The organism is Campylobacter sp. BCW_6877 (genome assembly GCF_001762445.1).
Lineage (GTDB): Bacteria > Campylobacterota > Campylobacteria > Campylobacterales > Campylobacteraceae > Campylobacter_D > Campylobacter_D jejuni.
In genome coordinates, this window is sequence record NZ_MJWW01000035.1 from 21,610 (window position 1) to 40,936 (window position 19,327).

The 19,327-nt window shown below is 30.0% G+C and carries 15 protein-coding genes and 1 pseudogene; 10 read left to right on the top strand and 6 right to left on the bottom strand.

Annotated features, from left to right (window positions below; all coding sequences use genetic code 11):
• Positions 1 to 58 precede the first annotated feature (58 nt).
• From peb4 to AJ936_RS03885, 5 genes are all read left to right on the top strand, one after another.
• Positions 59 to 880, top strand: a complete 822-nt coding sequence (gene peb4 / locus AJ936_RS03865; protein WP_002931939.1) for a peptidylprolyl isomerase PEB4 — start codon at positions 59 to 61, stop codon at positions 878 to 880.
• Complete coding sequence (gene fbaA / locus AJ936_RS03870; protein ID WP_002931943.1) at positions 880 to 1,944, top strand: class II fructose-bisphosphate aldolase; 1,065 nt, start codon at positions 880 to 882, stop codon at positions 1,942 to 1,944. Before peb4 ends, fbaA begins: the two co-directional genes overlap by 1 nt.
• Positions 1,945 to 2,038: 94 nt before the next feature.
• Positions 2,039 to 3,481: a MotA/TolQ/ExbB proton channel family protein gene (locus AJ936_RS03875; protein ID WP_070209851.1), complete on the top strand. Its 1,443-nt coding sequence runs from the start codon at positions 2,039 to 2,041 to the stop codon at positions 3,479 to 3,481.
• A complete protein-coding gene (locus AJ936_RS03880) occupies positions 3,478 to 4,431 on the top strand; it encodes an OmpA family protein (RefSeq protein WP_070274087.1) in 954 nt (317 codons plus the stop codon). Before AJ936_RS03875 ends, AJ936_RS03880 begins: the two co-directional genes overlap by 4 nt.
• Positions 4,418 to 5,293, top strand: a complete 876-nt coding sequence (locus tag AJ936_RS03885; protein WP_002861304.1) for a 1-aminocyclopropane-1-carboxylate deaminase/D-cysteine desulfhydrase — start codon at positions 4,418 to 4,420, stop codon at positions 5,291 to 5,293. The genes AJ936_RS03880 and AJ936_RS03885 overlap by 14 nt, the downstream gene beginning before the upstream one ends.
• On the opposite strand, the gene AJ936_RS03890 is transcribed toward AJ936_RS03885, so the two are convergent.
• The 3 genes and pseudogenes from AJ936_RS03890 to dsbD form a co-directional block, all read right to left on the bottom strand.
• Positions 5,285 to 6,628 carry a sodium-dependent transporter gene (locus AJ936_RS03890; protein WP_070274088.1) on the bottom strand — a complete coding sequence of 448 codons (1,344 nt, stop codon included), beginning with the start codon at positions 6,626 to 6,628 and terminating at the stop codon, positions 5,285 to 5,287. The two genes, AJ936_RS03885 and AJ936_RS03890, sit on opposite strands and share 9 nt — an antisense overlap.
• Before the next feature lie 50 nt (positions 6,629 to 6,678).
• Positions 6,679 to 7,349: pseudogene (locus AJ936_RS03895) on the bottom strand (MOSC domain-containing protein).
• Positions 7,346 to 9,049 (bottom strand): protein-disulfide reductase DsbD, encoded by a 1,704-nt coding sequence (gene dsbD / locus AJ936_RS03900; RefSeq protein ID WP_070274089.1) that lies wholly within the window; start codon positions 9,047 to 9,049, stop codon positions 7,346 to 7,348. The pseudogene AJ936_RS03895 and the gene dsbD overlap by 4 nt, the downstream one beginning before the upstream one ends.
• Before the next feature lie 93 nt (positions 9,050 to 9,142).
• Between dsbD and ppk2 the strand changes: the two genes are divergently transcribed.
• From ppk2 to AJ936_RS03925, 5 genes are all read left to right on the top strand, one after another.
• The gene (gene ppk2, locus AJ936_RS03905) at positions 9,143 to 10,024 is read left to right on the top strand and encodes a polyphosphate kinase 2 (protein WP_070274090.1); all 882 of its coding nucleotides are present in this window, start codon (positions 9,143 to 9,145) and stop codon (positions 10,022 to 10,024) included.
• Positions 10,025 to 10,032: 8 nt separating this feature from the next.
• Positions 10,033 to 11,223 carry a M20 family metallopeptidase gene (locus AJ936_RS03910; RefSeq protein WP_070274091.1) on the top strand — a complete coding sequence of 397 codons (1,191 nt, stop codon included), beginning with the start codon at positions 10,033 to 10,035 and terminating at the stop codon, positions 11,221 to 11,223.
• A gap of 78 nt (positions 11,224 to 11,301) precedes the next feature.
• The gene (locus AJ936_RS03915; RefSeq protein WP_070274092.1) at positions 11,302 to 12,474 is read left to right on the top strand and encodes an efflux RND transporter periplasmic adaptor subunit; all 1,173 of its coding nucleotides are present in this window, start codon (positions 11,302 to 11,304) and stop codon (positions 12,472 to 12,474) included.
• Complete coding sequence (locus tag AJ936_RS03920) at positions 12,474 to 14,399, top strand: ABC transporter permease (RefSeq protein WP_070274093.1); 1,926 nt, start codon at positions 12,474 to 12,476, stop codon at positions 14,397 to 14,399. The genes AJ936_RS03915 and AJ936_RS03920 overlap by 1 nt, the downstream gene beginning before the upstream one ends.
• A gap of 1 nt (position 14,400) precedes the next feature.
• Positions 14,401 to 15,771: a TolC family protein gene (locus AJ936_RS03925; RefSeq protein WP_044794049.1), complete on the top strand. Its 1,371-nt coding sequence runs from the start codon at positions 14,401 to 14,403 to the stop codon at positions 15,769 to 15,771.
• A 2-nt stretch (positions 15,772 to 15,773) separates the two neighbouring features.
• Here AJ936_RS03925 and AJ936_RS03930 read toward each other — a convergent pair whose 3' ends face one another.
• Genes AJ936_RS03930 through AJ936_RS03940 form a run of 3 tightly spaced genes read right to left on the bottom strand, consistent with a single transcriptional unit; the run spans position 15,774 to position 19,326 of the window.
• Positions 15,774 to 16,952, bottom strand: coding sequence for an SGNH/GDSL hydrolase family protein (locus AJ936_RS03930; protein ID WP_044794047.1), 1,179 nt, complete (start codon positions 16,950 to 16,952; stop codon positions 15,774 to 15,776).
• Entirely contained in the window at positions 16,939 to 17,949 is a 1,011-nt protein-coding gene (locus tag AJ936_RS03935; RefSeq protein ID WP_044780017.1) for a DUF459 domain-containing protein, read from the bottom strand. The genes AJ936_RS03930 and AJ936_RS03935 overlap by 14 nt, the downstream gene beginning before the upstream one ends.
• Complete coding sequence (locus tag AJ936_RS03940) at positions 17,950 to 19,326, bottom strand: MBOAT family protein (RefSeq protein ID WP_070274094.1); 1,377 nt, start codon at positions 19,324 to 19,326, stop codon at positions 17,950 to 17,952. It lies immediately after the preceding gene.
• Between the last annotated feature and the right edge of the window lies 1 nt (position 19,327).

Sequence of the window (19,327 nt, forward strand, 5' to 3'; positions counted from 1 at the left end):
TTTAAACCAAGTTTAGATATAATCGATTTTATATACATTTTATTAAAAAGGAAACCCAATGAAAAAAATTTCTTTAGTTGCAGCAGCTTTGATTGCAGGTGTAGCTTTAAATGTAAATGCAGCTACAGTAGCCACTGTTAATGGCAAGAGCATTAGTGATACAGAAGTAAGTGAATTTTTTGCCCCTATGCTTAGAGGACAGGATTTTAAAACTTTGCCAGATAATCAAAAAAAAGCTCTTATTCAGCAGTATATTATGCAAGACTTAATTTTGCAAGATGCTAAAAAACAAAATTTAGAAAAAGATCCTTTATACACAAAAGAACTTGATCGTGCAAAAGATGCAATACTTGTTAATGTTTATCAAGAGAAAATTTTAAATACAATTAAAATTGATGCGGCTAAAGTTAAAGCTTTTTATGATCAAAATAAAGACAAATACGTAAAACCTGCGAGAGTGCAAGCAAAACATATCTTAGTAGCGACAGAAAAAGAAGCTAAGGATATTATTAACGAACTTAAAGGTTTAAAAGGTAAAGAACTAGATGCTAAATTTAGTGAGCTTGCTAAAGAGAAATCAATTGATCCAGGTTCAAAAAACCAAGGTGGTGAGCTTGGTTGGTTTGATCAATCAACTATGGTAAAGCCTTTTACAGATGCTGCTTTTGCACTTAAAAATGGTACTATTACTACAACTCCAATAAAAACGAATTTTGGCTATCATGTAATCTTAAAAGAAAATTCGCAGGCTAAAGGTCAAATCAAATTTGATGAAGTAAAACAAGGTATTGAAAACGGACTTAAATTTGAAGAATTTAAAAAAGTTATCAATCAAAAAGGCCAAGATCTTTTAAATAGTGCTAAAGTGGAATATAAATAATGGGTGTTTTAGACATTGTAAAAGCAGGGGTGATTAGCGGAGATGAGCTTAATAAAGTTTATGACTATGCTAAAGCAGAGGGTTTTGCTATCCCTGCTGTTAATGTTGTAGGAACTGATTCTATTAATGCAGTTTTAGAATCTGCAAAAAAAGTTAACTCTCCAGTTATTATCCAGTTTTCAAATGGTGGGGCAAAATTTTATGCAGGGAAAAATTGTCCTAATGGAGAAGTTTTAGGTGCAATTAGTGGGGCTAAACATGTACATTTACTTGCTAAAGCTTATGGTGTACCTGTGATTTTACACACTGATCATGCCGCAAGAAAACTTTTACCTTGGATTGATGGGCTTATTGAGGCAAATGCACAATATAAAAAAACCCATGGACAAGCTTTATTTAGTTCCCATATGCTTGATCTTAGCGAAGAAAGTTTAGAAGAAAATCTTAACACTTGTGAAGTCTATCTTCAAAAACTTGATGCTTTAGGTGTCGCACTTGAAATAGAACTAGGTTGTACAGGTGGCGAAGAAGATGGAGTGGATAATACAGGTATTGATAATTCTAAGCTTTATACCCAACCAGAAGATGTAGCACTTGCATATGAAAGACTTGGAAAAATTAGTGATAAATTTTCAATTGCGGCAAGCTTTGGAAATGTACATGGAGTTTACAAACCAGGAAATGTTAGCTTACAACCTGAAATTTTAAAAAATTCGCAAAAATTTGTCAAAGATAAATTTGCTTTAAAAAATGATAAGCCTATAAATTTTGTATTTCATGGTGGTAGCGGTAGCGAGCTAAAAGATATTAAAAATGCAGTAAGTTATGGCGTAATTAAGATGAATATTGACACAGATACCCAGTGGGCTTTTTGGGATGGGGTACGTGAATATGAACTTAAAAATAGGGCTTATTTGCAAGGACAAATTGGAAATCCAGAAGGTGATGACAAGCCAAATAAAAAATACTATGATCCGCGTGTTTGGTTAAGGAGTGGTGAAGAAAGCATGATAAAGCGTCTTGAAGTCGCTTTTGAAGATTTAAACTGTATAAACAAAAACTAAGCATTTTAAAGGCTTAGTTTTATTTTGTTTTAAAAATTTTTATCAAATTAAGTAGCAATCTTTAAAATAAAATTTTTATTGAGGTATTGGTTTCATGGAGATTAAATCAGATGAAATTTCAGAACTTGTTTTGCCTGAAGGCAAAGATGCAAGAGGTTCTTTGGTTTATTTTAAAATTATTTTTATTCCAGCTTTTCTTTATATTTTGATTTTATTAGGTTATTTTAATGTAATTGACTTTAAGGTTGAATTACATACGGTTATTATGACAGGTGTGATTTTTTTTACAGCATTGATTTTTGCTAGACATAGTGCTGAGTATGCGTATAGTATTTTTGAGCAACAAAAAGATGAATTTAAACAGGCTTTAAAAAGACATATTATGAGGCATTTTCTTGCCATAGGGAAAGACACGAAATCAAATGCCAATTTTGATGACTTTGCTTATACATATATTAAAGGTGCAAGAAATGAGAATTTTGCTAGTATAGGTTCGGCAATTTTTCCAATGATGGGAATTTTAGGAACTTTTATCAGCATAGCTTTTTCAATGCCAAATTTTAGTTCTAGTGATACAGCCGCTTTAGAACAAGAAATTGCAGATTTGTTAAGTGGAGTAGGAACTGCTTTTTATGTTTCAATTTATGGAATTTTTCTTGCATTATGGTGGATGTTTTTTGAAAAATATGGTAAAAGTAAAATAGATCGTTTACTAAATCGTCAAAAAAACGCTACAAGTGGATTTTTTTGGACAAAAGAAGAGCTTGATCAAAGATATTTAACTGAGAGTTTGCAACATTTTGAAAAAATTGGAGCAATTTTTAAACAAGTTAGCAATGATGATTTTTTTGCAGAGCTTGATCATGCTATTGATAGAAAATTTGGCATTTTTCAAGATATGCTAAATGTAGAAGAAAAAGCTATTAGATTAAGTAGTGAACACATCAAACAAACCATGGGTGAGCTTAGTAAAGCACAAAGAGATCAACGCGATCTTGGAAAGCTTTATAGTGAAATGTTAAATGGCATAGGTTTGCTCAATCAAAATTTGAAAGAAATCAATACAAGAATGTCAGAACAATATAATCGCTTGCTCGATATCAGTAGTGATAAAATTCATCATCTTGATAAGACGCTAAGTGCATTCGATGAAAAAGTAGAGCGTTTTGGCAAAAATTTTGAACTTTATGAAAAAGCAATGTTGGAAAGTCAAGAAAAGGTTTTTGAGGGATTTAAAGCAAGCTTGTTTGAAGGTATGCATAAATTTAAGGAAGTATATGAAGAAGAAAAAAGTATCGATGCTAAAATCAAAATGATGGATGAGCTTAAAAAAGAAATGAAAGCACTTGATGAAGAAACAAGTCAAATGATGAGTAAGCTTTCTGGGGATGGAAATCAAAATAAAGAAAATGAAACCAAACAAATAGAAGATTTTTCAGAGTCTAAGACTGAAGAAAATCAAGATGAAATTCAAGCAGAAATATCTAAGCAAGAAAGCAATGATGAGTTAAAAAATGAAGATAAAGAAAATAAATGAAAAATGAGTCAAAAGAAGATAGCAATTTTTGGATAGCTTATGCTGATTTAATGGCAGGATTGCTGTTTGTTTTTATTTTGCTAATAGGTGCTATTGTTGTAAAATATGTTTTAACTCAAAGTGATTTAAAAGAAATTAAAGACAATCTCAATAAACAAGAGGCACGCTTAGAGGAGAGCAAAGAAGAGCTTAGAAATAAAGAAGCTATAGTGTTTAAACTAAGTTCTGATTTAAACAATGCTTCTAGTGCTTTAAATCTTGCTAATTCTCAAAAAGCAGAATTAGAGGCTAATATTACAAATTACAAGCAGTTAAGTAAAGATTTGAACTCAACTTTAGATAATAAAGATAAGCAAATTTTGATTTTACTAGGTCAATTAGAGAAAAAAGATGAAGAGCTTAAAAATTTACAAGAAGATTTTCAAAAAGCTAAAGAAAAGGTGCAAAATCTTAGTTTGATTCGTGAAAATTTAAGCAAGGAATTACAAAGCAAACTTGATAATAATATCACTATAGATGAAAAGACAGGATCTATTGCTTTGCCTGCTGAAGTACTTTTTGATAAAGATTCTTATGTGTTAAAAAATGAGGCAAAGGCAAGTTTGAGAAAAATCTTAAGCGAATATTTTGATGCTATTCTTGAAGATCCAAAAATTTCTTCTAACATTGAAAATATCATTATTGAAGGACATACTGATAGTGATGGGTCTTATATTTATAATTTAGATTTGTCGCAAAAAAGAGCTTATGAGGTGATGAATTTTATCTATACTTTTTATAAGAGTGATAAGCTTCAAAAGCTTTTAATGGCAAGTGGACGTTCTTTTTCAGATCCTGTGTTTATTAACGGAGTTGAAGATAAGGATAAGAGTCGTCGCATAGAAATAAAATTTAGCATTAAAAATGATAATGCTTTAAAAGATGTAGAAAAATTCTTTGAATTTCATTAAAACAATTAGTCCTATACAAAAAATCAATTTTAACGGATTTGAATTTTATATTAAAAGAGATGATTTATTAGGGGAAATTAATGGAAATAAAGCTAGGAAACTTGCTTTTTATATCCATCAAAGATATCCTAAAAATCAATCTTTTGTAAGTTATGGAGGAAGCCAAAGTAATGCTTTGGCGGCATTAAGTATTTTTGCTAAACAAAGATCATGTAAGCTTGTTTTTGCTTGTGAAAAAATTTCTACTTTTCTCAAGAGTAATCCTTGTGGAAACTATGCCTTAGCTTTAGAAAATGGTGTTGATTTTGTAGAAAATATCCATTCTTTATCCTTAAAGCAATTTGCTTTGTCTTTGTGTAAAAAAGATGATATTTTTATAGAACAAGGTATAGCTAATTTAGAAGCTCAATATGGCTATATGGAACTTGCTCAGGAAATTCAAATGCAAAGTCAAAGTTTAAAGCTTGATTTTGATATTTTTTTACCTTCGGGTACAGGCACTTCGGCAGCTTTTTTGGCAAAGTATTCTAAATTTAAAGTATTTACTTGCGCTTGTGTAGGTGATATTAAATATCTTAAAAAACAAATTTTAACATTAGATCCAAGCTATGATTTTTCAAATTTAGAATTTTTAACAAGTGATAAAAAATATCACTTTGCTAAGCCGTATAAAGAATTTTATGAGCTTTATATGGATTTAAAGTTAAAGTGCAATATAGAATTTGACTTGTTGTATGATATTTTAGGATTAAGTATAGCATTAAAACAAGAGTGGAAAAAACCATTGCTTTATATACATCAAGGTGGAATTTTAGGAAATTCCACTATGTTAGAGAGATATAAATTTAAAAAATTAGTTTAAAATTCCATAGATAAAAATGATTAAAATAATCAAAGGTACTATATATTTTACATAATAAAACCAAATTCCAAACCATGGACTTTTAAGTGTATCGTTATTGCTAAGTTCTTTTAAACTTTCTTGTTTGCCTAAAATCCAACCTACATAAATGCAGCAAAAAAATGCAGTTAAAACAAACAAAATATTTCCACTAATGAAATCAAAACTATCAAAAATGTTTTTTCCTTTGATGATAACAATGTCACGCCAAGGCCCATAAGTTAAAATGCAAGGAAGATTGCCAAGTATGAAGATAAACCCTAGAGTTAGGTTAATAGAAAGATTTTTAGAATATTTAAATTTTTCTTCTAATACGCTAATAATAACTTGATAAATTGGCAAGCTTGTGGTTAAAGCTGCAATCAAGAGTAAGACAAAAAATAAAATGCACACAATGGTACCAAAATGGATATGAGAAAATGCTATAGGTAAAGTTTCAAAAACCAAAGAAGGCCCGCTATCTGGAGCAAGTCCCGCTGAGAAAAGTGCTGGAAAAATCATAAAACCAGCCAAAACAGCTATGATAGTATTTAAAACCCCTGTATAAATAGCGGTTTTTGCCATATTTTCATTTTTATTAAGATGAGATGAAAGTGTTATCATCACCCCAAAACCTAGGGATAAAGCAAAAAAAACTTGCCCTAAAACATCGATTAAAAGTTTTGGTGATAAAATTTTACTAAAATCAGGTTCAAGATAAAATTTAACTCCAGCTATAGCTCCATCAAGGGTTAAATTGCGTCCTACAACAATAATAAGACAGATAAATAATAAGGGCATTAAAAATTTTACAGATTTTTCTATACCATCTATAATGCCTCTTTTTAAAATAATGTAATTAATAATTACAAAAACAGTGGTAAAAATACCGACCCCCAAAGGATTGAAGGCTATCTTGTCGTTAAAAAACTGATGAGTAAATTCTTTGCTTACTACATTGGCAAGGCTAAAATTCCCTAGGGTTAATTCCCAAATATAAACTAAAACCCATCCTCCAAGTACCATGTAGTAAGCCATTATGCCAAAGCTTCCTAAAAGTCCCATGTATCCAATACTTTGCCATTTTTGTTTAAAAGCATCTACGCTATTTGTCATCGCTTTTCTGCCTATGACATTTTCAACTAAAATAACAGGAATGCCTATGATAATCATGGCTATACAAAAAACTAATACATAAGCGCCGCCACCATTTTCTCCTACAAGATAGGGAAAACGCCAAGTTGCTCCAAATCCTATGGTTGCTCCAGCAACTGTTAGAATATAAGTTAGTGTGCTACTCCATGTTTGTCTTTGCATGATTATCCTTTCAAAAAAGGATTATTTTATCTAAAAATAACTTTAAAAACTTATAAGCTATCCATATAGCTTGTATCGTAAGTATTTTTTAAGCGTTTGTGTATCGTTTCGTGCCAATTTTGAGATATGAGAGAGTTTAATTTTTCTAATTTATCTAATTAAATTTGGATTTTTCTTAAGAATTTGATGTGGGGAGTAAAAAAGTTGATTGAGTTTAAATATACTAAGTGAAGTAGATTTTTTTTCTAAAATTTTAATGTTTTCATACTTTCGTATTTGTTCAACTTGTAAAACTTTATAATACCATCCACTCAAGCCCATTTTAAAAATTTCATGTGTAAAATTTGAATTATTGTGAATTCTAGAAATTTTTACACAAGGTTTTCTAGGTTCGCTTACTTGCAGTTTTGCATTTGAAATTTGATGTATATCATCTATGCAAACATTTTGTTCATAAAGCCCATCGATGCTCAAATTTTCACTCATTGAGCCAAAATTTAGCTTTTTATTAAGAAATCTTTCTCATATAGGATAGTTTTGACAAGAGTTGGCAAAAATACCTTATGGTAGCCTCCGTGATGAATTTTATTAGCTATTTGATCATCTAAAATACCCAGAAAATCAATCTATGTTTTTTCTAGGTAAATATCTTTAATAAATGCGTTTTGGAAATTTTTATGGTTTTTTTAATTTTCCCTATTTGCAAACTTTGAATTTTCATGGTTCTAGTTTTTTTAATAAATCATCAGCACTGATAAAACCCGTGATTTTTAATTTTTCTTTTCCATTTTCAAAGAAAATTAAAACAGGTGGGCCAAAAACATTAAATTCTTTCATGGTTTTAATTTGTTCATTATTATTTTCGCTTACATCAACTTTGATAAGTTTGTAATTTTGCATTTTTTGTATGATTCTTTCATCGCTAAAGGTTAATTCATCTAAAAGTTTGCAATTTTCACACCAAGATGCAGTAAAATCAAGCATTATGGGCTTTGTATTTGTTTGTATTTCTTGCTTTAATTGTTCAAAATTACTGATATAATCATAGCTTAGAGCAGGTTTTGAGGTAGATGTAGTATTGAAATTTAAAGGATTTAAGAAATTTTTAACCCCAAAAATTCCCCCTAGGAAAATGCTTAGAGAATAAGCTAAAATAAGAATTAAAATACTTTTTTTAATTTTAGAAATTATCGTAAAACTTTTTTCAAAAATTCCCATAAAAACACTAAAAAATACACCTAAAATTCCATAGGCAATTAAAATGTAATTTTCTTCAATAATTCTAGAAAGTATCCAAATAGCCATAGCCAACATAACAAAAGCAAAGAAAATTTTTACTTTTTCCATCCAAAAACCAGGTTTAATAAAACCTAATCCTAAGCCTATGAAAAGCAAAGGTATACCCATGCCAAAACTCATGATAAAAAGCGCACTACCACCTAATAAAGCATTGCCTGTATTGGCTATATAAATTAAAGCACCTGCTAAAGGAGCTGCTACGCAAGGACCTACTATTAAAGCAGATAAAAATCCCATGATGGCTATACCTACAACTCCCTTCCCTTTTTCGCTTTTTTTATGTATAAAGGTTTGAAATCTTAATGGTAATTCGAAACGAAAAGCTCCAAACATAGCAAAAGCAAAAGCTATGAAAATTAGAGCAAAAAGAATTAAAATAATAGGTTTTTGTAAAATTCCTTGAATACTTGCTCCTAGAAAACTTGCTATAACTCCAGCAATAGCATAGGCTAAAGACGTGAAAAAAACATAGATAAAAGAGAGAAAAAAACTATGTTTTTTTGAAAATTTAGCATTACTTTTTGCTATGATAAGAGAAGATAAAATCGGAATCATAGGTAAAATACAAGGTGTTAAGGAGAGTAAAAGTCCATAGCCAAAAAAACTTAGCAAAATCCAAAAAAAGTTATCTGTTGCTAAAAAATTTGCTATAGAGCTTTCTTCAGATTCAATTTTAGTTTTTTTATCTGTTTTTTGAGCTTTGTAAGGTTTTGAAATTTCAAAAGTATCTTTTTTAGAAATGAGATCAAAGTACCAAGTTTGAGGGTTATAACACAAGCCTTGTTCAGAACAACCTTGAAATTCGAGTTTGATTAAATTTGTAGTATTTTTCGCAAAGCGTTCTAGTAGTAAATTTGGCAAAGCTAAATTTAATTTTTGATAATAAACATTTTCATTGCCTCTTGTAGAGCTTTGAGGTAGATTAATCAAAGAACTTATATCTTTTTCATTTATATATAATTTAAGTTTATTAGAATAAAGATAAATATCTTTTCCAAGTTCAATATCAATTGAGATAGAATTATTATAAGAGTTTGATTTTACATTAAAAGCTTCATTTAAAGACAATATAGAAGCAAAACATAAGCAAAAACTTAATAAAATAATACCAAAAATACGCATAAATTTCCTAAAAACTTATTTTTCCTTTATCTTTAGCTTCAATTATAATTTATTATGATAAATTTACTTTAAATACTTTATAAAGGTTTGAAAATGCAAGAAAATAATTCTTCAAAAACACAAGGGGCTGTTAAAAAGAATGAAGTTTATATTTCTGTTAAAAGAAAGAAAAGTACAATAGAATATGAAAAAGATTTAAAGAATTTGCAAATTGAGCTTTTGAAATTTCAAAATCATGTTAAAGCCAAGGGTTTAAAGGTTCTTATACTTATAGAAGGACGCGATGCAGCTGGAAAAGGTGGGGCGATTAAACGTTTGATTGAGCATTTAAACCCGCGTGGTTGCCGCGTTGTGGCTCTTGAAAAACCTAGTGATGTGGAAAAAACACAGTGGTATTTTCAGCGTTATATAGCACATTTGCCCTCGGCCGGTGAGATTGTGATTTTTGACAGATCTTGGTATAATCGTGCAGGAGTAGAACCGGTTATGGGTTTTTGTACACCGCAACAACATAAAGATTTTTTAAGAGAAGTGCCTTTGTTTGAAAATATGATTTCAAATAGTGATATTATTTTTTTTAAATTTTATTTTTCAGTATCAAAAGACGAGCAAAAAAAACGTTTTGAAAAACGCCGAAGTGATCCACTTAAACAATATAAATTATCTCCTGTAGATCAAAAATCACAAGAATTATGGGATAAATATACTTTAGCTAAATACTCTATGCTTTTAGCATCTAATACTCCAACTTGTCCTTGGACTATTATTTCTTCTGATGATAAGAAAAAAGCAAGATTAAATTTATTGCGTTTTATACTTTCTAAGGTAGAATATCCAAATAAAAAAACTGGAGATTTTTCCAAAATTGATGCAAAACTAGTGCGTAGTGGAGAAGAAGAAATACGAAAAATGGAGGCGAATTTGGAAAAACTTGACAGTAAAAAAGCAGATGAGAAAATAAAAGATTTAGATTAAGGAAAAGAATGCAAAAGCTGGTTGAAAATTTAGCACTAAAGTACTATGATAAAGTAGTTGATTTAAGACATCAAATTCATATGCATCCTGAGCTTGAATTTGAAGAAGAAAATACAGCTCATTTAGTGTGTAAAATTTTAGATGAGTTTGGCATTAAATTTCAAAAAAATATTGCAAAAACAGGAATTTTAGCTATTATAGAAGGAAAAAAGAAGAGTCAGAAAAAACCAAAATGTGTTCTTTTAAGAGCGGATATGGATGCTTTGCCTGTGCAAGAAAAAACTAATCTAAGCTATGCTTCAAAAATTGATGGTAAGATGCACGCATGTGGACATGATGGACATACAGCAGGGCTTTTGGGAGCTGCTTTGATATTAAATGAACTTAAAGATGAATTTTGTGGCACGATTAAGTTTATGTTTCAGCCCGCAGAAGAGGGAAGCGGTGGAGCTAAACCTATGATAGAATCAGGTGTATTGGAAAATCCTTATGTTGATGCAGTTTTTGGTTGTCATTTATGGGGGCCTTTGCTTGAAAATACTGCTCAAATTGTAAGTGGTGAAATGATGGCTGGAACGGATATTTTTGATTTGGAATTTATTGGCAGAGGAGGACATGGAGCTCATCCGCACACTTGTATAGATCCTATAATTATGGCAACGCAATTTGTAAATAATATACAAAGTGTTGTTTCTAGGCGTTTAGCCCCTTATGAAGCAGGGGTGATTACCGTAGGTCAAATTTGTGCAGGAACTACTTATAATGTTATTCCTACAAATGCTTATTTAAAAGGAACCGTGCGTTTTTTAAATGATAAAACACAAGATATTTTAAAAAGTTCTCTAGAAGAAGTGGCTGCTGCTACAGCAAAATCTAACGGTGGAGATTATAAGCTTAAATATACTAAAGAATTTCCTCCATTGATTAATGATGAAAAAGCTGCTTTAATAGCAAGAAAAGCTTTTGCAAAGGTCTTAGGAGAAGAAAATATCATTGTTTCTTCTAAACCTGACATGGGGGCTGAAGATTTTGCTTTTTTAACACGAGAAAGAATGGGAGCTTATGTATTTATTGGAATTTCAAAGGATTTAAATCATCCAGCTTTGCACCATAGTTCTACTTTTTGTTGGGATGATGAAAATTTAAAAGTTTTAATGCAGGGTGATGTGATGATGGCTTTAGAATTTTTAAATTTATAAAGTAGAATTAAAAATTCACAAAAAATTCACAAAAAATGAGTAAAATTTAATCTTGATTTTTCTTTAGGATTTGTTATTATGAAAAAGAAGATTGTTTTAATCATTTTAATTGCAATACTTGGAAGTGTTGGGGCTTATTTTATTTTTTTTAATAATGATGAAAAAATCAGCTATTTAACTCAAAAAATACAAAAAAAAGATATATCTCAAACCATAGAGGCAGTAGGAAAGGTATATGCCAAAGATCAAGTCGATGTGGGTGCTCAAGTTAGCGGACAAATTATAAAACTTTATGTCGATGTGGGAACTCATGTAAAGCAAGGTGATTTGATCGCTCAAATTGACAAAGATAAACAACAAAACGATTTAGATATTACAAAAGCTCAGCTTGAAAGCGCTAAGGCTAATTTAGAGAGTAAAAAAGTTGCTCTTGAGATTGCGAGTAAGCAATATCAAAGAGAGCAAAAACTTTATGCAGCTAAAGCAAGTTCTCTTGAAAATTTAGAAACTCAAAAAAATAATTATTATACTTTAAAAGCTAATGTTGCAGAGCTTAATGCTCAAGTAGTTCAGCTTGAAATCACTCTTAAAAATGCACAAAAAGATTTAGGTTATACAACCATTACTGCTCCTATGGATGGTGTTGTGATTAATGTAGCTGTAGATGAAGGACAAACAGTTAATGCTAATCAAAACACTCCTACTATAGTCCGTATAGCTAATTTAGACGAAATGGAAGTAAGAATGGAAATAGCAGAGGCTGATGTGAGTAAGATAAAAGTAGGAACAGAGCTTGATTTTTCTTTGCTTAATGATCCTCAAAAAACTTATCATGCTAAGATTGCAAGTATAGATCCAGCTGATACTGAAGTGAGTGATTCTAGTACAAGCTCAAGCTCATCAAGTTCGAGTTCTTCAAGCTCAAGCTCATCAAATGCTATTTATTATTACGCAAAATTTTATGTAGCCAATAAAGATGATTTTTTGCGTATTGGTATGAGTATACAAAATGAAATTGTTGTAGCAAGTGCAAAAGCTGTTTTAGCAGTGCCAACTTATGCAATTAAAAGCGATCCAAAAGGCTATTATGTTGAAATTTTAGAAAATCAAAAAGCTGTTAAAAAATATGTCAAACTTGGCATTAAAGATTCTATCAACACTCAAATTTTAGAAGGTGTAAATGAAAATGAAGAATTGATAGTAAGCTCAAGTGCTGATAGCTTAGCTCCTAAAATAAAGTTGAGATTTTAATGATTTTTCTTAAAAATATTTGCAAGAATATAGGCGAAAATGCCATTTTAAAAAATGTAAGTTTAAGTATAGAAAAAGGTGAATTTGTTGCCATTATAGGACAAAGTGGAAGTGGTAAAACTTCACTTTTGAATATCATAGGAACATTAGATACACCAAGTAGTGGAACTTATGTTTTTGATGAGTATGAAGTCACTAAACTTAATAATGATGAAAAAGCAAGATTAAGGCGTGAAAAAATAGGCTTTATATTTCAAAGATACAATCTTTTAAGCTTGCTTAGTGCTAAAGAAAATGTTTCTTTGCCTGCAGTTTATGCGGGAAAAAATTTACAAGAAAGAAGTCAAAATGCTAAAAAACTTTTAAATGATTTAGAACTAGCTCATAAGTTAGATTCTAAACCGAATGAATTAAGCGGAGGGCAGCAACAACGCGTTTCTATAGCAAGATCTTTAATCAATGGTGGAGAGCTTATTTTGGCTGATGAGCCAACGGGAGCTTTGGATAGTAAAAGCGGTATTATGGTGCTTGAAATTTTACAAAAACTTAACGCGCAAGGTCATACTATAGTCTTAGTAACTCACGATCCAAAAATTGCAGCACAAGCTAAAAGGGTTATAGAGATTAAAGATGGAGAAATTTTAAGCGATACTAAAAAGGAAAAAGCTCAAGAAAAACTTATTTTAAAAACAATGCCCAAAGAGAAAAAAACACTTACTTTGCTTAAAAATCAAGCCTTTGAATGTTTTAAGATAGCTTATTCTTCCATACTTGCACACAAACTTCGTTCTATTTTAACTATGCTTGGAATCATCATAGGCATTGCTTCTGTAGTTTGTGTTGTGGCTTTGGGGTTGGGCTCTCAAGCTAAGGTGCTTGAATCCATTGCAAGACTTGGAACAAATACTATTGAAATTCGTCCTGGAAGGGGTTTTGGAGATTTGCGTTCGGGTAAAACAAGGCTTAATTTTAGCGATTTAGAAACGCTAAGATCCCTAGAATACTTAGAAGCAGTTGATGCTCATTCAAATACTTCAGGAGTGGCAACTTATACCAATATTTCTTTAAGCGCAAGAGCTGAAGGAGTGGGGGTAAATAATTTTGCTATAGAAGGTTTAAGGATAGATGTGGGAAGAATTTTAAATAATGATGATGTAAAAAATAGCACCAATGTTGCTGTATTGGATTTTAATGCTAAAAAAAATCTTTTTCCTAATGAAAAAAGTGAAAATATTTTAGGTCGTGTGGTGCTTTTTAATTCTCAACCTTTTAAGATCATAGGAGTTTTACAAAAAGATACAGACAAACCTATAGAAGATAATGTAGTGCGTCTTTATATACCCTATACAACACTGATGAATAAGCTTACAGGAGATAGAAATTTGCGTGAAATCATAGTTAAGGTTAAAGATGATGTGAGTTCAACTTTGGCTGAAAATGCTATCATAAGAATTTTAGAAATTAAACGCGGACAAAAGGATTTTTTTACTTTTAATTCTGATACCTTTAAGCAAGCTATTACAGCAAATAAACGCACTACAACCATACTTACTGCTTGTGTGGCTGTGATTGCTTTGATTGTTGGGGGTATAGGAGTGATGAATATCATGCTTGTTTCTGTAAGTGAAAGAACGAGAGAAATTGGCATACGAATGGCTATTGGGGCTAGAAGAGAAGATATTATGATGCAGTTTTTAATCGAAGCGGTTATGATTTGTACCATAGGGGCGATTTTAGGTGTGATTTTATCGATTTTTGTTATTTTTGCTTTTAATACTTTAAGTACGGATTTTCCTATGATTTTAAATGCCTATTCTGTGCTTTTAGGACTTTTAAGTTCTATGTTTATCGGTGTGATTTTTGGTTTTTTCCCTGCAAGAAATGCAGCAAATTTAAATCCTATTAGTGCATTATCAAAGGAATAAAGTGAAAATAATACTTAGCATTTTTTTAGCATTTTTCTTGAGCGCTTGTGGTGCAAAACTTAGCTTGCCTAAAGAAGTTGATTTAACTCAAGAACAAATGAAAGATTTAAATCTCACTTATGATTGGTATAGATCTTATGATAATGCAAAATTAAATGAATTTCTAAATTTTGTTTTATTGAATAATAGTGATATTAATATTGCTAGAAAAACTTTGCTTTCAGCTTTGGCTAGAGCCGATTTGATTGATTATGATTTATATCCGACTTTAAGTGGAAATTTGGGTTTTGGTGCGGATAAAGATTTAAATTCAGGCAAACAAAGTAAAAATTTTAATAATTCTTTAAATTTAAGCTATGAGCTTGATATTTATGGCAAATTAAGAGATAGCGCAAGTGCGAGTGAATTTAGTGCGAAAGCAAGTGCTTATGATCTTGAAAATTTAAAAATAAGCATGATCAATACAGCTTTAAATAATGTGTTTGAGCTGGCTTATTTTAACGATGTAGATAAATTGCTTCGAGTCTATCTTTCAAATTTAGAACAAATGAAAGAGCTTTATAGCTATAAATACAAGCTTGGAAAAATAGAAGAATTGGATCTTTTAAACATAGAACAAAGCTTATTAAGAGCTAAACAAAATTTATTAAGCAATGATAAAAATCGTAATTTACTCATAAAAAATTTACAAGATTTATTGGCAAAGCAAGAAGGTTTTGCCTATATAGAGTATTTTAAAACTTTATCTTTAAATGATTTTAAAACCTTAAGTCCTGATTTTAACATACCTTTAAAAGCCTTAGCATACCGTGCAGATGTGAGGTCTAAACTCAATAGCTTAAAATCAGCTTTTAAGGATTATTCTTCCATGCAAAAATCTATTTTGCCTAGCATTTCTTTAGGTGGAGCATTAAGCGGAAGGGATAAAAAAATCGATGATAGTTTTAAATTTGAAATTTTAAGTGGCAATGTTAAGATTTCTTTACCTTTCTTAGATTATGGTAGAGTAAAGCAAAATATCAAAATTTCACAATTTACTTATGAGCAACTTTTAATTTCTTATGAACAGGCTTTGCAAAGTGCGATGAATGAATTTGCATTGAATTATAAAGATTATCAAAGCGACACCTTGCTTTTGCAAAATTTGCAAAATATTAACATTAAACAAGAGCTTATCACTAAGGCGTATTATGAAAAATATATTTTAGGAAAAAGCGAATTAAAAGATTATTTGGATGCAAATAATACTTTAAATTCTACCCAGCAAGAATTTTTAAGAGCTAGATTTAATCTTTTAAAAACCATTAATTCTTACTATCAAATCACAGCTTTAAGTTTTAATGATGAAAACTTAGAATTTCCTAAGTATTAAATTTAATAATCAATGATATTTTTTAAGTCCTCGAGCAACTTTTTAGCCATCAGCTCATAGCCTTTTATAGTAAGATGTACATCATTGAGCGAAAGCTTTTGTTCTATCCATTTGTTTTTTCCCCCACTATCTTGCATAAACTGATGCATATCAAAAATAAGAGTTTTTTCTTCTTTAGCAACTTCATATAATGCTTTGCGTATGGTAAAAAAAACAGGAGCAAGCTTATAGTTTTTACCCTGTTTTTGAACTACGGTTGGTGGAGAGATTAGCATGATAACAGCGTTTTTATTGTAAGTTTTTAAAATGCTAATCCATTTTTTTAAATTATTTTTGAATTTTTGTTTTTCAAACCCTTTAAAGAGTGCATCATTAGAACCATAAGCAAGAATAATCAAATCATTGTGTAAAAGTTCTAGTTCTTTTTTTACAACTGCTTGATTCCAAGAGAGCCATAAATCACTTTTGGCACCATTGATTGCAATGGTATCTAAGAAAACATTATTATCTTTATTTGTGATGAAATATCCTCCTAGCTCAGCATCCTTTTGTAAGGCTGAAATTTGCAAAGGAAGATCAAGTTCTAGTTCTTTATAAGACCATTTGTTAATTTGTGTGGTTCTTAACTCATAGCTTCGGTTTTTTGCATCTTTGATGCTAAAAGCATTGGTATTTTGTTTGGCTTTAAATAAAAATCCTATCTTGAATTTTTTTTTATCTAAGGTTGTATCAAGGTTGATTTTTGCACCTTTGATTTTTGCTTTGGCTATTATCCCACCTAGTGGAAAATTATGTCCAGCATTAGCAGGATTTCTTGAGTTTAAAATTTCAAAGTTTTTATAAGAATAAACAAGATTAAGATTTTGTTGATATTTGGGCTGTAGAGGATAGGCAAAACCTATAGAGTTAGAGCGGATTAAATATCCTCTTATGACACGCGGAAAGAAATCAGCCGCCATATGAGAATCTCCATAAATTCTAATTCCTATGTTTTGATTTTTTTCTAATTTTTTTTCTAGATTTTTAAGATCTTTTTTTGATACATAACTTGTTAAAGCAGAGTGATTTTTGTTTTGATTGAGTATGGAATCTATTGTGTCATTTGTATTTAAATTTTGTGCATAAGAGCTAGTAAAAATAATAAAAAACAATAAGATAATTTTAAATTTATTTACTAGCATTTTCTTCCTTAAGTTTTATGTGTTCTAATAAAAGTTTAGACATTTCTCTTGCACCACTTGGGGTAAAGTGAATCCCATCATCTGTTCTTACTTTTATACTTCTATTGTTTTCATCTTTTATATAAGCTGAGTATTCATCATTGACACTAAAAAATAGTTTAGTGTTGATAAAAATTTCTTTATTTTTAAGAATTTCATTGCTGTAAATTTTATTGAGCACTTGTATTTTTTTGTTCAAATCTTCTTTTTTTACAGGAGGGATTTCAAACCAAAAAACTTTGGCTTTATGTTTTTTAGCGATTTTAATGATTTCATCTACACGATTTGTATAAATATCTATCCAAGAAGGGGAGCCAAAACGATGGTAATTTCCTCCTTTTTTAATATCCCAAGGATCATTAGCACCAAGAAGAACAACAAGATATTTAATATTTGAGTTTTTAACAAAAGCTTCATTGGTTGCTTTTGACCAGTTAAAATAGGATTTATAAGAAAGGCCTGTATTTTGTTTACTAAGATCGGTTACCTTAAGATTTAAATTTCTTAAATCTCTATTTAAGGCTATTGCAACACCTTGCATTAAAGAATCTCCGATAAATAAAAACTCATCTCCATTTTGTAGCTCTAATTTGGTATTGTCGATAAAACTAATATTTGCATCTTGGATTAAGGTTAGATTTGTTTCTTTATGAGAAGTGTTTTCATCATTTTCTAAAGTGTTTAAAACTTTATCTATTTTACTTAAGTTTTCATCTGTTGATTTACTTTCTTGATTTGTATCTTCTTCATTGGTTTGAGGCAAGGGTTCGTTGCTTAAAATTGCACGAATTTGTTCTAATTTAATTTTGAAGCCATTGGCTTCTTTTAAAAGATCATTATGAGGATAGAATGCAAAATGATATTTTTGTTCTATATAAGAGCTAATGCTCTGATTCATAACTACAACAACCAAGCCAAGTACTATAATCAAAATGAAGAAAAATCTAACTGCACTCATCTAAAAACTCGAATAAATAAAATCAGGAATTCCATCTGGCATAAAAGCAAAAACCAAAAGTAAAATAAAAGCTATGATAAAAGGTTTTAGTAAAAATGGAGTAAGGTTTAAAATCTTAATGCAATATTCTTTAAAATTAATAAATAAAGGATAGATCATAAAAAGAACCCCAAAAGCAACCAACATGTAAATATCATTATAGGATGGAATTTGGAAGAAATTATAATAACAAGCTTTAAAATATTCTATTGCATCTTCTAGATTTTTGCTATAATAAAAGAAAATCCAAGTAAAACATACAAATTGAAAGGTTAAAAATCTTCCTAAAGCTGGAATTTTTTGTAAACTAAATTTGCTTAAAGCTAGCAAATGTATAAAAACTATGCCAATGCCATGCAATAAACCCCAAACAATAAAAGCAAGTGTATTGCCATGCCATATACCTGAAAGTATAAAAGCGATGAGTATATTAACTATAGTGCGTGGCATTCCTTTTCTATTGCCCCCTAAAGGTATATAGATATAATCTCTTATAAAGGTTGAAAGACTGATATGCCATCTAGCCCAAAAATCTTTTAGATTTTTTGCAAGATAAGGCATGTTAAAGTTAGGTGGAAGGGTAAAACCTAACATTAAAGCAAAAGCACAAACTAAATCAACATATCCGCTAAAATCGCAGTATATTTGAATCGCATAGGCGTAAATTGCGCTTAAAAGTTGTATGAAATTATAAGATTGTGGAAAGTCTAAAATACTTTTAGCATAAATTCCAAGGTAATTGGCTATTAAAACTTTTTTAACTATACCAAAAACAAGCAAGATGATGATTAAATTTGCATGTTTAAATTCGCGTTTTTGATAGGCTTGTTCAAAGAAAAAAGAACTTCGCATAATAGGCCCTGAAAGTAGTGTTGGAAAAAATGATAAGAAGGTTGCTAAATTTAAAAAGCTTTCTAAACGGCGTTTTTGGTAAACTTCTGCAAGATAAGTGATAGAAGTAAAGGTATAAAAACTAATTCCTATTGGAAATACTAAATCAATATTTAAAAATTCTAAACCGAAAAAATCTAATATCTCATCAATACTTCCTTTGATGCTAGGAAAGTATTTAAAAAAACATAAATTTAAAACAATAAAAGCCATACAAGTAGCGAAAATATAACGCTTGCGACGCACAAAAATAAGCAAGGCAAAATAGTGTATAAAAAAGGTGTATATAAATAAAACCAAGGCGAAATAAGGATTGATTAAAATATAAATAATATAAGAGAAAATTAAAATTAAAATATTTTGTATTTTGTAATCATTTTTAAAAGTCCAATAAATAGCAAAAAAAGCTATCATTAAGATACTAAATTCTAAAGAAAAATAAGTCATA

Excerpts from the sequence above, each read along its gene's own strand:
- peb4 (WP_002931939.1), top strand. The coding sequence starts at position 59 with ATGAAAAAAATTTCTTTAGTTGCAGCAGCTTTGATTGCAGGTGTAGCT.
- fbaA (WP_002931943.1), top strand. The coding sequence starts at position 880 with ATGGGTGTTTTAGACATTGTAAAAGCAGGGGTGATTAGCGGAGATGAG.
- AJ936_RS03875 (WP_070209851.1), top strand. The coding sequence starts at position 2,039 with ATGGAGATTAAATCAGATGAAATTTCAGAACTTGTTTTGCCTGAAGGC.
- AJ936_RS03880 (WP_070274087.1), top strand. The coding sequence starts at position 3,478 with ATGAAAAATGAGTCAAAAGAAGATAGCAATTTTTGGATAGCTTATGCT.
- AJ936_RS03890 (WP_070274088.1), bottom strand. The coding sequence starts at position 6,628 with ATGCAAAGACAAACATGGAGTAGCACACTAACTTATATTCTAACAGTT.
- dsbD (WP_070274089.1), bottom strand. The coding sequence starts at position 9,049 with ATGCGTATTTTTGGTATTATTTTATTAAGTTTTTGCTTATGTTTTGCT.
- ppk2 (WP_070274090.1), top strand. The coding sequence starts at position 9,143 with ATGCAAGAAAATAATTCTTCAAAAACACAAGGGGCTGTTAAAAAGAAT.
- AJ936_RS03910 (WP_070274091.1), top strand. The coding sequence starts at position 10,033 with ATGCAAAAGCTGGTTGAAAATTTAGCACTAAAGTACTATGATAAAGTA.
- AJ936_RS03915 (WP_070274092.1), top strand. The coding sequence starts at position 11,302 with ATGAAAAAGAAGATTGTTTTAATCATTTTAATTGCAATACTTGGAAGT.
- AJ936_RS03920 (WP_070274093.1), top strand. The coding sequence starts at position 12,474 with ATGATTTTTCTTAAAAATATTTGCAAGAATATAGGCGAAAATGCCATT.
- AJ936_RS03930 (WP_044794047.1), bottom strand. The coding sequence starts at position 16,952 with ATGCTAGTAAATAAATTTAAAATTATCTTATTGTTTTTTATTATTTTT.
- AJ936_RS03935 (WP_044780017.1), bottom strand. The coding sequence starts at position 17,949 with ATGAGTGCAGTTAGATTTTTCTTCATTTTGATTATAGTACTTGGCTTG.
- AJ936_RS03940 (WP_070274094.1), bottom strand. The coding sequence starts at position 19,326 with ATGACTTATTTTTCTTTAGAATTTAGTATCTTAATGATAGCTTTTTTT.